We start from the raw sequence: 16,024 nt of genomic DNA, 5'->3' as shown, positions 1-16,024 counted from the left end.
TACTTCGTACGTCATATATGAGACGCGATACGCGAGATCAGATACGCGACATGAGCTACGCGACATCCGAGAGGCGCGCATGACCTCTGTGCCCACGCCGATCCCGTCCCGCACGCAGTACGTGCTGGAGGAGATCAAACGCCGCATCCTCACCGGGCAGTTGACGCCGGGTCAGGCGCTGGTCGAGACCGAGCTGGCCGCGCAGTTCGGGGTGTCCAAGACCCCGGTGCGCGAGGCGCTCAAGACGCTCGCCGGCACCGGACTGGTCGTCATGAGCCAGTACAAGGGCGTCACGGTGCGCATGGTGGACGCGGACATGGCGCGCGAGGTCTACGACGTGCGGCTGCTGCTGGAGCCCGAGGCGCTCAAGCGGGCCGTGCGGCGCGGCGCCTCCCTGGACGCCGCCCGCGCGGCGCTGACCAGGGCCGACGAGGCGACCGACACCGCCGAACGGTCGCTGGCCAACCGGGAGTTCCACCGCGCCCTCTACCTGCCGTGCGGCAATCCGCTGCTCGGCCGGATGCTCGACGAGGTCCGCGACCAGGCCGCCCTGGTCTCCGCCGTCGCCTGGGCGGCCTCGCCCTCCTGGGAACGGGAGGCCGGCGAACACCGCGAGATCCTGCGGCTCGCGCTGGCGGGCGACGCCGACGGTGCAGCAAGCGCTCTCTACGCCCATATCGCGTCGTTCGTGCGGCGGGCGTTCCCCGAAGCGGGGGGCGAGGCCCCGGAACAGGAAGGTCAGGAATGAGCAGCGTGGCGTTCGAGACCCAACGTGCGGCCCTGGCCGATGTCGTGGCCATCCCGGTGACCCCCTTCGCCGAGGACGGCTCCGTCGACCAGGACGCCCACCGGGCCCTGCTGCGCCGTCTGCTCGACGGCGGGATCACCACCCTCACGCCCAACGGCAACACCGGTGAGTTCTACGCCCTCACGCCGGAGGAGCGGCGGCTCGTGACGGAGCTGACGATCGATGAGGCAGGCGATCGTTCAACGATCCTCGTGGGGGTCGGTCATGACGTGCCCACCGCCGTCGCCTCCGCCCGCCACGCCCTCGAGCTGGGCGCACAGATGGTGATGGTCCACCAGCCCGTCCACCCCTACGTCTCGCAGAGCGGCTGGGTCGACTACCACCGCGCCATCGCCGAGTCCGTGCCCGAGCTGGGCGTCGTCCCGTACATCCGCAACACGCAGCTCGCCGGTGTCCGCCTCGCCGAACTCGCCGACGCCTGCCCGAACGTGATCGGTGTGAAGTACGCCGTCCCGGACGCCGCCCGCTTCGCCGCCTTCGCCCGCGACGCCGGGCTGGAACGGTTCGTCTGGGTCGCCGGCCTCGCCGAACCGTACGCCCCCTCCTACTTCTCCGCGGGTGCCACCGGCTTCACCTCGGGCCTGGTGAACGTCGCCCCGGCCGTTTCGCTGAACATGATCGAAGCGCTTCGATCCGGTGACTATCCGGCCGCCATGAAGGTCTGGGAGCAGATCCGCCGCTTCGAGGAACTGCGCGCCGCCAACGGCTCCGCCAACAACGTCACCGTCGTCAAGGAGGCCCTCGCCTCCCTCGGACTGTGCCGCCGCGAGGTCCGCCCGCCGAGCCGGCCGCTGCCCGAGGGCGAGCGCGCGGAGGTCGCCGCCATCGCCGCCGGGTGGTCCATATGACCGACACGCCTCAGCAGCGCAAGCGCCCCGAAGAGCTCAGAAGCCACCAGTGGTACGGCACCGAGGGCCTGCGCTCCTTCAGCCACCGCGCCCGCACCCGCCAGCTCGGCTACCTCCCCGAGGAGCACCTCGGCAAGCCCGTCATCGCGATCCTCAACACCTGGTCGGACATCAACCCCTGCCACGTCCACCTGCGCGACCGCGCCCAGGCCGTGAAGCGCGGGGTGTGGCAGGCGGGCGGCTTCCCGCTGGAGTTCCCGGTCTCCACCCTCAGCGAGACCTTCCAGAAGCCGACCCCGATGCTCTACCGCAACATGCTCGCGATGGAGACCGAGGAGCTGCTGCGCTCCTACCCGGTCGACGGGGCCGTGCTCATGGGCGGCTGCGACAAGACCACGCCCGCCCTGCTCATGGGAGCGGCCTCCGCCGACCTCCCGGCCGTCTTCGTGCCCGCCGGTCCCATGCTGCCCGGCCACTGGCGCAACGAGGTCCTCGGCTCCGGCACCGACATGTGGAAGTACTGGGACGACAAGCGGGCCGGCCTCATCGGCGACTGCGAGATGGCCGAGCTGGAGAACGGCCTCGCCCGCTCGCCCGGTCACTGCATGACGATGGGGACGGCGTCCACGCTGACCGCCGCGGCGGAGGTGCTGGGGGTGACGGTGCCGGGTGCGTCGAGCATTCCCGCCGTGGACTCCGGACACGATCGGATGGCCGCCGCGGCGGGCATGAGGATCGTTGAACAAGTCCACAAGGGGCGGATCCTCTCGGAGATCCTCACCCGTGACGCCTTCGAGGACGCGGTGACGACCGTCCTCGGCCTCGGCGGCTCCACCAACGCCGTCATCCACCTGATCGCCATGGCGGGCCGCGCCGGCGTCAAGCTCACCCTCGACGACTTCGACCGCATCGCCCGCACGGTCCCCGTCCTCGCCAACGTCCGCCCCGGCGGCCAGAAGTACCTCATGGAGGACTTCCACTTCGCCGGCGGCCTGCCCGGATTCCTCTCCCGGATCCCGGACCTGCTCCACCTGGACCGGCCGACGGTCTCCCACGACACCCTGCGCGAACAGATCGCCGGCGCGCAGGTGCACAACGACGACGTCATCCGGCCCCGGGACAACCCGGTCGCGAGCGAGGGCGGGGTGGCCGTGCTGCGCGGCAACCTCTGCCCGGACGGTGCCGTCATCAAGCACATCGCGGCCGAGCAGCACCTGCTCAAGCACACCGGTCCCGCGGTCGTCTTCGACGACTACAGGACGATGCAGCGGACCATCAACGACCCGGCGCTGAACATCACCGCCGACAGTGTGCTCGTCCTGCGCAACGCCGGCCCCAAGGGCGGCCCGGGCATGCCCGAGTACGGCATGCTCCCCCTCCCCGACCACCTGCTCAAGCAGGGCGTGCGGGACATGGTCCGGATCTCCGACGCCCGGATGAGCGGCACGAGTTACGGCGCCTGCGTGCTGCACGTGGCGCCCGAGTCGTACATCGGCGGACCCCTGGCTCTCGTGCGCACGGGGGACTCGATCACCCTCGACGTCGAGGCCCGCTCTCTCCACCTCCACGTGGACGACGAGGAGTTGGAGCGGCGGAGGGCGGAGTGGACGCCGCCGCCCACCCGGTACGAGCGCGGCTACGGCGCGCTCTACAACGAACAGATCACCCAGGCCGACACGGGCTGCGACTTCGAGTTCCTGGCCCGGCCGGGCAAGGTGCAGGACCCGTACGCCGGCTGAGCCGCAGCAGCACGACCGCGCAGCCCCCTGCGCAGAGAGAGACCGCACAGACCCCTGCGCAGAGAGAAAGCGCTTCCCGTACGACGACGCACGACAACGCACGACGCACGCACGACGCACGCATGACGTACCAGAACGGAGAACAGTCATGGCCCAAGCCGCAGCCGTGGCGAAACCGCCCGCGCCACCCCGGCGGCGCCGTGCCTCCGCCACGCCGCGCAGGCTCCCGTACCTGCTGATCGCCCCGGCGGCCCTGCTCATGCTGGGCTTCATCGCCTACCCGGTCATCAGCGTCTTCTACTACAGCCTGCAGAACTACAATCCCACCAAGCCGTGGCGGAACGGCTACGCGGGCTTCGACAACTTCGTCCACGCCTTCACCGACGACCCGGTCTTCTGGGACACGCTGACCTTCAGCGCCAAGTGGGTCTTCGTCGAGGTCGGGCTGCAGCTGCTGTTCGGTCTGGCGCTGGCGCTGATCGTCAACCAGACCTTCGTGGGCCGGGCGCTGGGACGCGCCCTGGTCTTCTCCCCGTGGGCCGTCTCCGGCGTGCTGACCTCCGCGATCTGGGTGCTGCTCTACAACTCCCAGACGGGCATCACCCGTTACCTCGCCGACATGGGCATCGGCTCCTACGGCACCAGCTGGCTGTCGGACACCTCCACGGTGTTCCCGGCGGCGATCGTCGCCGACCTGTGGCGCGGTGTCCCCTTCTTCGCGATCCTCATCCTCGCCGACCTGCAGTCCGTCTCGAAGGACCTGTACGAGGCCGCCGAGGTCGACGGGGCCAGCCGCTTCAAGCAGTTCTGGCACATCACGCTGCCGCACCTGAAGGACGCGATCATCCTGTCCACGCTGCTGCGCGCGGTGTGGGAGTTCAACAACGTCGACCTGCTCTACACGCTGACCGGCGGTGGCCCGGCGGGCGAGACCACGACCCTCCCGCTCTACATCGCCAACACCTCCGTCGACGCCCACAACTTCGGCTACGCGTCCGCCCTGACCACGGTCGCGTTCGTGATCCTGCTCTTCTGCTCGATGGTCTATCTGCGGCTGAGCAAGTTCGGAAGTGAGGCCAAGTGATCACCAAGGAGGCCACCGAGGCGGCGCCCACGCCCGTGAGCGCCCCCACCGCGACCGACCCGCGGCCGCGCAGGAGGAACCGCTCCTGGGACGAGGTCCCGCGCTGGCAGATCTACCTGCCCCTGTCGATCTACCTCGTCTTCACCCTGATCCCCTTCTACTGGATCCTGCTCTTCGCCCTGCGCCCGGCCGGCTCGACCTCGCTCGTGCCCTGGCCGATCACCTTCGACCACTTCGAGAAGGTGTGGACGGAGCGCAGCTTCGGCACCTACTTCCAGAACAGCCTGCTTGTCGGCCTCGCCACCCTGGTGATGACGACCGTCGTCGCCCTGGCCGGCGGCTACGCCCTCGCCCGGTTCGACTTCAAGATCAAGCAGGCCTTCATGCTGGCCCTGCTCTGCTCCCAGTTCGTGCCGGGCGCGCTGCTCCTGGTCCCGCTGTTCGAGATCTTCGCCGAGCTGCAGATGATCAACTCGCTGGGCAGCGTCATCATCGCGGAGACCGTCTTCCAGTTGCCGCTGTCGATGATCCTGATCAGCAACTTCATCAAGAACGTGCCGTACTCGCTGGAGGAGGCGGCCTGGGTCGACGGCTGCAACCGCATGACGGCCTTCCGGATCGTCGTGCTGCCGCTGCTGCGGCCCGGTCTGATCGCCGTCGGCTCCTTCGCCTTCGTCCACTCCTGGAACCACTTCCTGTTCGCCCTGATGTTCCTGAACAACCAGGACAAGCAGACCATCCCCGTCGGCCTCAACACCCTGATGAGCGCGGACAGCGTCGACCTCGGCGCGCTCGCCGCGGGCGGCATCATCGCGGCCGTCCCCGTCGTGCTCGTCTTCGCCTTCATCCAGAAGTGGCTGATCACGGGCTTCAGCGCGGGGGCGGTGAAGGGATGAGGGCACGTCACATCGGAGCGGTGGCAGGAACACTGGCTCTCCTGTGCGTCCCCGCGCACGCCGAGGCCCGCGACGTCAGCCGCGACACCCTTCCCGCGAACGACGGCTGGGCGTCGTACGGCACCAGCACCACCGGAGGCGCGGCCGCCGACGACGCGCACGTGTACACGGTCACCGACCGCGCCGGCCTGGTCCGCGCCCTGGACAACGGCAGCGACACCCCGAAGATCATCAAGATCGCCGGGACGATCGACGCCAACACCGACGACGACGGCGAGCACCTGGACTGCGCCGACTACGCCACCGACGGCTACAACCTCAAGAAGTACCTGGCCGCCTACGATCCCCGCACCTGGGGCTCGGCCAAGCCCAGCGGCCCGCAGGAGGAGGCCCGCCAGGCGTCGGCGGCGAAGCAGGCCGAGCGGGTCGTCCTGCGCGTCGGCTCCCACACCACCATCGTCGGCCTGGGCAAGGGCGCCGTCCTCAAGGGCGCCAGTCTCCAGGTCAAGGACGCGGACAACGTCATCCTCCGCAACCTCGACCTGCGCGACGCCTACGACTGCTTCCCCGTCTGGCAGCCCAACACCGGCGGCCTCGGCGACTGGAAGACGGCGTACGACAACATCTGGCTGGCCGGCGCGACACACGTGTGGATCGACCACGTCACCGCCTCCGACAAGGGTCACCCGGACGCGGCCGAGCCCACCTGGTTCGCCCGCAACTACCTCCGCCACGACGGCCTGCTGGACATCACCAACGGCTCCGACCTGGTCACCGTCTCCTGGAGCCGGTTCGCCGACCACGACAAGGCGATCCTGATCGGCAACGGCGACACGGCCACCGGCGACCGGGGCAGGCTGCGGGTCACCCTGCACCACAACACCTTCGAGTCCGTCGTCCAGCGCGCACCCCGCGTCCGCTTCGGACAGGTGCACCTCTACAACAACCGGTACGTGGTCGACGAGGACGACGCCGACTACCGCTACTCCCTGGGCGTCTCCACCGAGTCCGGGATCTACGCCGAGAACAACGCCTTCACCACCCCGGGTCATGTGGAGGTCGCCGACCTGGTCAAGAGCTGGAACGGCACCGCACTGCACCAGACCGGCACCCTCTTCAACGGCTATCCGGTCGACCTTCTCGCCATCCACAACGCCTACAACTCCGGCAGCGAGCGTGATCTCACGGCGGACGTCGGCTGGACACCTAACCTGCACACAAAGATCGACAGCGCCGCGGTGGCCGACCGCGAGGTGGCACGCGGCGCGGGCGCAGGGAGGATCCCATGAGCACCGCCGAACCCATGAGCACCGCCGAACCCATGAGCACCGCCGAGCCGATCAGCGGGGCCGTGCCGATCGTCCTGGCCGGCGCGCGCGGTCACGGCCGCTGGCACCTGGACAACATCCGCCGGCTCCAGGACAAGGGCATCGTCCACCTCGCGGGCATCTGCGAGCTGACCCCGCTCACCCCGGACGAGATCCCGGAGGGCCTGGGCACGCCCGAGCAGTCCGCCGACTTCGGCGCGCTGCTCGATGCCACCGGCGCCCGGATCGCCGTCATCTGCACCCCGATCCCCACCCACACCGACCTGGCCCTGACCGCGGCCCGCAAGGGTGTGCACCTGCTGCTGGAGAAGCCGCCGGCGCCGTCGTACACGGAGTTCCGCCGGATGGCGGACGGGGTCGCCGAGGCGGGCGTGGTCTGTCAGATCGGCTTCCAGTCGCTGGGCTCGCACGCGCTGCCCGCGATCCGCCGGCTGATCGACGACGGGGTGATCGGCGAGATCGCCGGAGTCGGCGGGGCCGGCGCCTGGGCGCGCGCGGAGGCCTACTACCGTCGGGCGCCCTGGGCCGGGAAGCGGCGGCTGAACGGGGTCGACGTGATCGACGGCGCCCTCACCAACCCGCTCGCGCACGCCGTCGCCACCGCCCTCGCACTGGCCGGCGCCACCCGCGCCGAGGACGTCGGCGGCATCGAGACCGAACTGGCGCACGCCAACGCGATCGAGTCCGACGACACCTCCTGCGTCCGCGTCACGACCACCGCGGGCCTCCCGGTGACCGTCGCCGCGACCCTGTGCGCCGTGGACCCGGACGACCCGTACGTCCTGGTCCACGGCAGCCGCGGCCGGATCACCTTCTGGTACAAGCAGGACCGCGTCCTGCTCCAGCGCGCCGACCACGGCCCCGAGGAGTTCGAGTACGGCCGTACCGACCTGCTGGAGAACCTCGTCGACCACCTCACCGACGGGGCCGAGCTGCTCGTCCCGCCGACCGCGACCGAGGCGTTCATGCGGGTCGTCGAGGCGATCCGGGTCGCCCCCGACCCGGTGCGGTTGCCCGAGGACGCCTGGCACCTGCTGCCCGACGAGGACCGCCGGGTCGTCCCCGGCGTCGACGGGCTGGTCGCGGCCGCCGCCGACACCCTCGCCCTCTTCTCCGAACTGGGCGCCCCCTGGGCGTCCCCGACCGCGCATCCGAAAGAGGTGAGCACCTGATGACGGCACCCGACTCACCGGTCGTCCTGCGCGTCGCGGGCCGCCCCGTCGGCCGCTACGTCACCCGGCCCGAGCTGCCCGCCCGGCTCTCCCCGCGCCCCTGTCTGCACCCCGTCACCACCCTGGCCGGCACGGTGGTCACCGAGCTCAGCCCCGCCGACCACACACACCACCTCGGCGTCGGTGTCGCCGTTCCCGACGTCGAGGGGCACAACTTCTGGGGCGGACGCACCTTCGTCCGCGACCAGGGCCCGACCGAGCTCGACAACCACGGCGCCCAGCGGCACACCGGGTTCCAGCTGCGCGACCCCGACGGCTTCGTGGAGGAGCTGCGCTGGGTCGCCGCCGGGGCCGAGCTGCTGCGCGAGCGCCGTACGGTTGCGGCTACCGAACTCACCGACACAGCCTGGGCGTTGGACTTCACCTTCTCCCTCACCAACGTCACCCCGGACCCGGTGACCATCGGCAGCCCCGCCACCAACGGACGCCCCGGCGCGGCCTACGGCGGCTTCTTCTGGCGCGCCCGCAAGGAGGACCGGGCCCCGGACGTCTTCACCGCCGGCACCGAGGGCGAGGCGGAGATCCACGGCCACCGTGCCGACTGGCTCGCCCTGGCCGGCGCCGGCTGGACGCTGGTCTTCGCGGGCGCCACCGACACCACCCGCCGCGACCCCTGGTTCGTCCGCACCGCCGAGTACCCGGGCGTCGGCTCCTCCCTGGCGTCCGAGGAACGGCTGGCGATCGCCCCCGGCGACACCGCCGTCCGCCGCATCGTCACCGTCGTCGCCGACGGCCGCCTGGGCCGCGACGAGGCGGCGGCCCTCGTACGGAAGGCGGTCAGCCAGTGACCCACGAGACTCCCGAGACGTACAAAACCTCCGGGACGCAGGAAACCTCCGAGACGTACGAGAACCCCGTCCTGAACGCCGACTGGTCCGACCCGGACGTCGTGTGCGTCGGCGACGACTTCTACCTCACCGCGTCCAGCTTCGGCCGCGCCCCCGGCCTGCCGCTGCTGCACTCGCGCGACCTGGTCAACTGGACCCTGGTCGGCCACGCCCTCGAACGCCTGGAACCGGCGGGCGAGTTCAAGAAGCCCCGCCACGACTGCGGGGTCTGGGCACCCTCGCTCCGGCACCACGACGACCGCTTCTGGATCTTCTGGGGCGACCCCGACCAGGGCATCTTCCAGGTCAACGCCCCGGAGATCAGGGGCCCGTGGACCCGCCCGCACCTGCTCAAGGAGGGCAAGGGCCTGATCGACCCCTGCCCCCTCTGGGACGAGGAGACCGGCGAGGCCTACCTGGTCCATGCCTGGGCCAAGTCCCGCGCGGGGGTCAAGAACCGCCTCACGGGACACCGGATGCACCCCGACGGGACCTCCCTGCTCGACGAGGGCAAGCTGATCGTGGACGGCGACCGCATCCCCGGCTGGTTCACCCTGGAAGGCCCCAAGCTCTACCGCCACGACGGCTGGTTCTGGATCCTGGCGCCCGCCGGGGGAGTGGAGACCGGCTGGCAGGGCGCCTTCCGCTCCCGGGACTTCTTCGGCCCCTACGAGGAGAGAATCGTCCTCGAGCAGAAGGACACCGCCGTCAACGGCCCCCACCAGGGCGGCTGGGTGCGCACCCCGTCGGGCGAGGACTGGTTCCTGCACTTCCAGCAGCGCGGCGCCTACGGCCGGGTCGTCCATCTCCAGCCGATGCGCTGGGGAACGGACAGCTGGCCGGTGATCGGGGACGACGGCGCCCCCGCCACCGTCCACCGCAGGCCCGACCTGCCTCAGCAGCCGCCCGCCGCGCCCGCCACCGACGACGACTTCCCCGGCGGACGGTTCGGCCGGCAGTGGCAGTGGACGGCCAACCCGCAGGACGGCTGGGCCACCCAGCACTCCGGCGACGGACTGCGCCTGAGCTGCGTCCGTACGGCCGACGCCCACGACCTGCGGAAACTGCCGAACGTGCTCACCCAGCGGCTGCCCGGCACCCCGTCCGCCGTCGAGGTGGAGCTGGCACTGCACGGCGAGCAACCGGGCGCGCGGGCCGGGCTGGCGGTCCTCGGGGACGCCTTCGGCTGGATCGGACTGCAACGCGGGGCCGACGGAGCGGTCCACCTCGTGCACCGGTTCGCTGAGGCCGTGGCCGAGCAGGAACGGGACGCCGACCACCCCCGGCCGGCCCCCGACGGACGCGCCCGCCTCCGCATCGAGATCGGCACCGGCGCCCGCTGTCGCTTCTTCTGCGACCTCGGCGAGGGCTTCCGCTCCTCCGGCCCCGTCTTCGCCGCCACCCCCTGGCGCTGGGTCGGCGCCCTGCTGGGCCTGTTCGCCCTCGCCCCCGACGGACCGGGGCACGCCGGGGCGGCCACGTTCACGGAATTCCGGATCAGACCCCTCTGACTCATCGCATTCGTACGCCTGTTGGGAGCCGCAATGACGCACTTCCAGAGCAAGCGCTTGCCGAGACCTGCTGTCGTGCTGGCCGCCGTAGCCGGCCTGGTCGCCGCGCTGGGGCTCGGGGCGGTCGGCGAGGCGAAAGCCGCCGACGTCACGACCGAGGCGGCCGTCGCCGACCGCTGGACCGACCGGGCCCACGGCTTCGCCTCCCTGGCCGGTGGCACCACCGGAGGCGCCGGCGGCAAGGTCGTCACGGTCACCGACCAGGCCTCACTGGCGAAGTACGCCGGAGCCGAGGAGCCGTACGTCATCCGGGTCGCCGGGTCCATCGCCGTCGAGCCGTTCGGCGCGGACATCGTGGTGGCCTCGGACAAGACCGTCATCGGCGTCGGTGACACCGGCGAGATCGTGCACGGGGAGCTGCACCTCAACCCCGGCACGCACAACGTGATCATCCGCAACCTGACGATCCGCGACTCGGCGATCGAGGGCAACTGGGACTGCAAGGACACCGATTTCGACGGCATCCAGATGGACACCGTCCACCACGTCTGGGTCGACCACAACCGCTTCTCGAACATCTGCGACGGGCAGCTGGACGTCCGCAAGGACAGCGAGTACGTCACCGTCTCCTACAACCGGTTCGAGAACAACAACAAGACGTTCGGCCTCGGCTGGACCACCAACGTCAAGACGCAGATCACCATCGACCACAACCTGTTCGCCCACACCAAGCAGCGCAACCCGTCCGTCGACAACGCGGCCTACGCGCACCTCTACAACAACTACCTGACGGCACAGGCGGATCCGGGCGACCCGGTGTGGACCTACGGCAACTGGTCGCGCGGCCGGACCAAGATGGTCATCGAGAACAGCTACTACCGGGACGTTCAGCACCCCTACCAGGCCGACACCACCGCGGAGTTGGTCGAGCGCGGATCCATCCTGAGGAACACGACGGGCCGGCACGAGGAGTGGGGCACCGCCTTCGAGCCGCGGGACTTCTACCCGTACCGGCTGGATCCGGCGGCGGCCGTGCCCGCGCTGGTGTCCCGCTTCTCCGGGCCGCAGAAGCGGATCGGCGACTCGGTGACGCTGCGCGTCCCGGGCGACTACCCGACCGTGCAGTCCGCCGTGGACGCCGTGCCCGAGGGCAACGCCTCCGCGGTGACCGTCGCCGTCGCCCCCGGCACCTACCGCGAGAAGGTGTTCATCCCGGCGACCAAGCCGAACATCCTGTTGCGGGGGACTGGACAGGACCGCTCGGACACCGTCATCGTCTACGACACGCCCGCGGCGTACGGGGGTTCGACGGGGAGCGCCACGGTGCGCATCGCGGCGAACGACGTCACCGCCCGCAACCTGACCTTCAGCAACGACTTCGACGAGGCCGCGCACGAGCTGAACGGCGAGCAGGCGCTGGCCGTGAAGACGACCGGCGACCGGATCGTCTTCGAGGACACCGCCTTCCTGGGCAACCAGGACACCCTGATGACCGACAGCCCCAAGCTGGACGTCATCAGCCGGGTCTACATCCGCGACTCCTACATCGAGGGCGACGTCGACTTCGTCTACGGACGGGCGACGACCGTCATCGAGCGCTCCGTCATCCGGGCGCTGAGCCGGGGCTCCGCCACCAACAACGGGTACATCACGGCCGCCTCGACCTGGACGGGCAACCCGTACGGGTTCCTGATCACCCGGTCGAGGATCGTGAGCGACGCGCCCGCCGGGACCTTCCACCTCGGGCGGCCCTGGCACCCGGGCGGCGAACCGGCGGCCGTCGCCCAGGTGCTGATCCGCGACACCGAGCTGCCCGCCGCGGTCAAGTCCGCCCCGTGGACCGACATGAGCGGCTTCTCCTGGCGGGACGCGCGGTTCGCCGAGTACCGGAACTTCGGGCCGGGGGCGGGCGTGACCGCGGACCGGCCGCAGATGAGCGACGCCGACGCACGGACCCACACCGTCGCGCACTACCTCAAGGGCACGGACGACTGGGCTCCGTACGCCCGCGACCACTGACCCCCCACAACTTCACAGAAACCCTCGTTGGATCCAGAAGAAGAGAGCCGACCAATGAAGATCAGCATCCGCAGAAGCAGGCGCGCCGCCACGGCCGTCGCCCTGGGTGCCGTGCTCGCCCTGACCGCCACCGCCTGCGGTGACGACGGGAGCGGCGCCGGCGGCGACAAGGGCGAGGAGGGCAGCGGCAAGGGCAAGATCGTCTTCTGGGACAACAACGGCGGTGTCCGCACCGACATCTGGAAGGAGATCATCGCCGACTTCGAGAAGGCCAACCCGGACATCAAGGTCGAGTACGTCGGTATCGCCTCCACCGAGTACCAGTCCAAGGTCGACACCGCCATCCAGGGCGGTGGCCTGCCGGACGTCGGCGGCGTCGGCGCGGCGATGATCGCCGGGTTCGCCGCGCAGGGAGCGCTCGATCCGCTGGACGACCGGCTCGGCAAGTCCTCCCTCAACGGCAAGCTCAACGAGGACATGGTCAAGGTGCTGAAGGCCTCCGGCGGTGGCGACGGCACCCTGTACTCGATCCCGACCTCCGCGAACAACGGTGTCCTGTACTACCGCACCGACCTGTTCAAGGCGGCGGGTCTGGAGGAGCCGACGACCTGGGACAAGTTCTACGCGGCGGCCGAGAAGCTGACCGACGCCAAGAAGAACGAGTTCGGCTACACGATCCGTGGTGGCGCCGGTTCCATCGCGCAGGCGCTGGACGCGATGTACGGGCAGAGCGGGATCACCTCGTTCTGGAACGGGGACAAGACCACGGTCAACGACCCGAAGAACGTCGAGGCGCTGAAGAAGTACGTCGGCCTCTACAAGAAGTACACGCCGGCCGCCGACCTCAACAACGACTTCACCAAGATGGTCGCCCAGTGGGACTCGGGCACCATCGGCATGCTGAACCACAACCTGGGCTCGTACCAGGACCACGTGAAGGCGCTCGGGGTCGACAAGTTCCGCGGCATTCCGCAGCCGGTGGGCGCCACCGGTAAGCGGGTCCAGGTGTCCAACCCCGTGGACGGGCTCGGGTTGTTCAAGAGCTCGAAGAACAAGGAGGCCGCCTGGAAGTTCATCGAGTTCGCCACCTCGAAGGCGGAGAACTCGAAGTTCAACGAGTCGGCGGGGCAGGTGCCCGCGAACAACGAGGCCGCGTCGGACGCGTGGATCCAGAAGGCCGAGCCGACGAAGCTGGCCGCGCAGGCGCTGACGGACGGGTCCACGACGATCGTGCAGCTGCCGTACTACCTGCCGGACTGGAACACGATCTCCAAGGCGGACAACGAGCCGAACTTCCAGAAGGTGCTGCTCGGGAAGATGAGCGCGAAGGAATTCCTGGACACGTTGGCCGATCAGCTGAACAAGGCTCAGGAGGAGTGGAAGCAGCAGGCCGGTTAATTGCCGGGTTTCGCCGTGGGGCGGCCTGTGGTGTGCAGGCTGCAGGCCGTCCCTGGCTGGTCGCGCCCACGCGGCGGAGCCGCACATGGATACAGCCCCGCGCCCCCTGGTCAGGACACTCATCCCTGTTGAAAGGTGCACCTCTGTGTCCCTTACCCGCAGACAGGTTACTTCCGCGGCCGTTGCCGCCATTCCACTCGGCGTTTCGGGAACTGCTCCCGCTCGCGCCTCCTCCCACCGCCCCCGCACCCTCTACATAGCCGGTGATTCCACCGCCGCTCAGAAATTCGCCGACGCCGCGCCCGAGACCGGGTGGGGAATGGCGCTTCCCTTCTTTCTTCACAAGGACCGGCCCGTCGCGAATCACGCGGTGAACGGGCGGAGTTCGAAGAGCTTCGTCGACGAGGGGCGGTTGGACGTCATCCTCGCCTCGATCCGGCCGGGTGACTTCCTCCTCATCCAGTTCGCGCACAACGACGAGAAGACCACCGACCCCACCCGTTACACCGAGCCCTGGACGACGTACCAGGACTATCTGCGGATGTACGTGGACGGGGCGCGGGCGCGTGGGGCGCGGCCCGTGTTGGCGACTCCCGTCGAGCGGCGGAGGTTCGACGCGGCGGGCGACGCCGTGCCGAGTCACGGCGACTATCCCGCGGCGATGCGTGCGCTCGCCGAGGAGGAGGGCGTCGCGCTGCTCGACATCCAGGCGCTGTCGCTCGCGTTGTGGCAGAAGCTCGGGGTCGAGGGGACGAAGACGTACTTCAACTGGACCGAGACCGAGCAGGACAACACGCACTTCAATCCGCCGGGCGCGATCGCCGTGGCCCGGCTCGTCGCGGGCGAGCTGCTGCACCGCCGGGTGCTGGCGCCCCGGGACGTGCGCCGGCTCGACGCGGAGATCCCGGAGTCCTGGATCACCTGGCCGCCGGCCACCGCGTAAACATCACCCCTTTTCTCGTCGAAAGAGAGCCGCACCATGAACGCACAGAGATGGCATGGGCATGTCATGGCCGTCGCCGTCGTCGGCTGCACCACCCTCGCCCTGGCGGTCACCAGCACCACCGCCCAGGCCCAGTCCTCGCGTGATGTCGCCCGGCAGACCCTCCCGGCCAACGACGGCTGGGCGTCGCACGGGACCGGCACCACCGGTGGGGCCGCCGCCGACGCCGAGCACGTCTACACCGTCACCACGTGGGCGGAGTTCAAGGCCGCACTGGCGGACGGCGGTGACGCGCCCAAGATCATCAAGGTCAAGGGCATGATCGACGCCGTCTCCGAGGGCTGCGACGCCTTCGCCACCGGCGGGTACGACCTCCAGCAGTACCTCAAGGACTACGACCCGGCCGTCTGGGGCAACGACGAGGTCGCCAGCGGTCCGCAGGAGGACGCGCGGGTCGCGTCCGCCGCCAACCAGGACTCGGCGATCAAGGCCAACATTCCGAGCAACACCACCATCGTCGGCGTCGGCAAGAACTCCGGCATCCTCGGCGGCAGCCTCCAGATCAAGGGCGTCTCGAACGTCATCCTGCGCAACCTCACCATCGAGGCCCCCCTCGACTGCTTCCCGAAGTGGGACCCGACCGACGACAACAACACCGGCAACTGGAACTCCGAGTACGACGCGGTGGTCGTCTACGGCACCGATCACGTGTGGATCGACCACAACACGTTCACCGACGGGCGCTACCCCGACAGCGAGCGGCCGGTCTACTTCGGCAAGGTCTTCCAGCAGCACGACGGGCTGACGGACATCGTGCGCGGCTCCAACTACGTGACCGTGTCCTGGAACCGCTTCCAGGACCACGACAAGAACATGCTGATCGGGAACAGCGACAGCACCGCCGCCCTCGACTCCGGCAAGCTCAAGGTCACCATGCACCACAACCGCTTCGAGGGGATCCTCCAGCGCTCTCCGCGGGTGCGGTTCGGACAGGTCGACGTCTACAACAACCACTACGTGGTGACCGAGGACCAGAAGGACGACTACTACATCTTCGGTGTCGGCATCTCCTCTCAGCTCCACGCCAGCGACAACGCGATCTCGCTGCCGGCCGGCGCGAAGGTCGGCAAGGTGCTGAAGAAGTGGAACGAGGCGCCGCTCACCGCCGAGAACAACTACGTCAACGGCAAGCTGACCGACCTGATCGCCGTGCACAACGCCGAGATCCCCGGCGAGACCCTCCAGTCGGGCGCCGGCTGGACGCCGACCCTGCGCACCAAGGTCGACTCGCCCAAGGCCGTCCCCGGGATCGTCGGCGGTCGCGCCGGCGCCGGAAAGATCTGCTGACCTCCACACCGTGACCGGGCCGGGGCCGACGCCCCGGCCCGCAA

13 protein-coding genes are annotated in these 16,024 nt (G+C 69.7%); all 13 read left to right on the top strand.

From position 1 onward, the window contains the following. The first annotated feature begins 79 nt into the window (after nt 1-79). The 13 genes from IE263_RS21230 (at nt 80) to IE263_RS21170 (ending at nt 15,980) form a co-directional block, all read left to right on the top strand. Nucleotides 80-748, top strand: a complete 669-nt coding sequence (locus tag IE263_RS21230) for a GntR family transcriptional regulator (RefSeq protein WP_189938922.1) — start codon at nt 80-82, stop codon at nt 746-748. Next, nucleotides 745-1,656: a dihydrodipicolinate synthase family protein gene (locus tag IE263_RS21225; protein WP_189938920.1), complete on the top strand. Its 912-nt coding sequence runs from the start codon at nt 745-747 to the stop codon at nt 1,654-1,656. The genes IE263_RS21230 and IE263_RS21225 overlap by 4 nt, the downstream gene beginning before the upstream one ends. Beyond that, nucleotides 1,653-3,395, top strand: coding sequence for an L-arabinonate dehydratase (gene araD, locus IE263_RS21220; protein WP_189938918.1), 1,743 nt, complete (start codon nt 1,653-1,655; stop codon nt 3,393-3,395). Before IE263_RS21225 ends, araD begins: the two co-directional genes overlap by 4 nt. A gap of 148 nt (nt 3,396-3,543) precedes the next feature. Then, complete coding sequence (locus IE263_RS21215; protein WP_189938916.1) at nt 3,544-4,479, top strand: carbohydrate ABC transporter permease; 936 nt, start codon at nt 3,544-3,546, stop codon at nt 4,477-4,479. After that, a complete protein-coding gene (locus IE263_RS21210) occupies nt 4,476-5,375 on the top strand; it encodes a carbohydrate ABC transporter permease (RefSeq protein ID WP_189938914.1) in 900 nt (299 codons plus the stop codon). Before IE263_RS21215 ends, IE263_RS21210 begins: the two co-directional genes overlap by 4 nt. Beyond that, nucleotides 5,372-6,664: a pectate lyase family protein gene (locus IE263_RS21205; protein WP_189938913.1), complete on the top strand. Its 1,293-nt coding sequence runs from the start codon at nt 5,372-5,374 to the stop codon at nt 6,662-6,664. The genes IE263_RS21210 and IE263_RS21205 overlap by 4 nt, the downstream gene beginning before the upstream one ends. A 32-nt stretch (nt 6,665-6,696) precedes the next feature. Next, nucleotides 6,697-7,875, top strand: coding sequence for a Gfo/Idh/MocA family protein (locus IE263_RS21200; RefSeq protein ID WP_189938988.1), 1,179 nt, complete (start codon nt 6,697-6,699; stop codon nt 7,873-7,875). After that, nucleotides 7,875-8,723 carry a DUF6807 domain-containing protein gene (locus tag IE263_RS21195; protein ID WP_189938911.1) on the top strand — a complete coding sequence of 283 codons (849 nt, stop codon included), beginning with the start codon at nt 7,875-7,877 and terminating at the stop codon, nt 8,721-8,723. The genes IE263_RS21200 and IE263_RS21195 overlap by 1 nt, the downstream gene beginning before the upstream one ends. Next, the gene (locus IE263_RS21190; protein ID WP_189938909.1) at nt 8,720-10,273 is read left to right on the top strand and encodes a glycoside hydrolase family 43 protein; all 1,554 of its coding nucleotides are present in this window, start codon (nt 8,720-8,722) and stop codon (nt 10,271-10,273) included. The genes IE263_RS21195 and IE263_RS21190 overlap by 4 nt, the downstream gene beginning before the upstream one ends. Before the next feature lie 33 nt (nt 10,274-10,306). Then, nucleotides 10,307-12,292, top strand: coding sequence for a pectinesterase family protein (locus IE263_RS21185; RefSeq protein ID WP_189938907.1), 1,986 nt, complete (start codon nt 10,307-10,309; stop codon nt 12,290-12,292). Nucleotides 12,293-12,346: 54 nt separating this feature from the next. Further along, the gene (locus IE263_RS21180; RefSeq protein WP_189938905.1) at nt 12,347-13,690 is read left to right on the top strand and encodes an ABC transporter substrate-binding protein; all 1,344 of its coding nucleotides are present in this window, start codon (nt 12,347-12,349) and stop codon (nt 13,688-13,690) included. A 145-nt stretch (nt 13,691-13,835) separates the two neighbouring features. Beyond that, nucleotides 13,836-14,633 carry a rhamnogalacturonan acetylesterase gene (locus tag IE263_RS21175; RefSeq protein WP_189938903.1) on the top strand — a complete coding sequence of 266 codons (798 nt, stop codon included), beginning with the start codon at nt 13,836-13,838 and terminating at the stop codon, nt 14,631-14,633. A gap of 36 nt (nt 14,634-14,669) precedes the next feature. Continuing rightward, a complete protein-coding gene (locus IE263_RS21170; protein WP_189938902.1) occupies nt 14,670-15,980 on the top strand; it encodes a pectate lyase family protein in 1,311 nt (436 codons plus the stop codon). Nucleotides 15,981-16,024: the final 44 nt, after the last annotated feature.

This window comes from Streptomyces aurantiogriseus, from assembly GCF_014649375.1.
Taxonomy (GTDB): domain Bacteria; phylum Actinomycetota; class Actinomycetes; order Streptomycetales; family Streptomycetaceae; genus Streptomyces; species Streptomyces aurantiogriseus.
The sequence above is the reverse complement of the archived record's forward strand: the minus strand, read 5'-3'. Positions and strand labels throughout refer to the sequence as shown.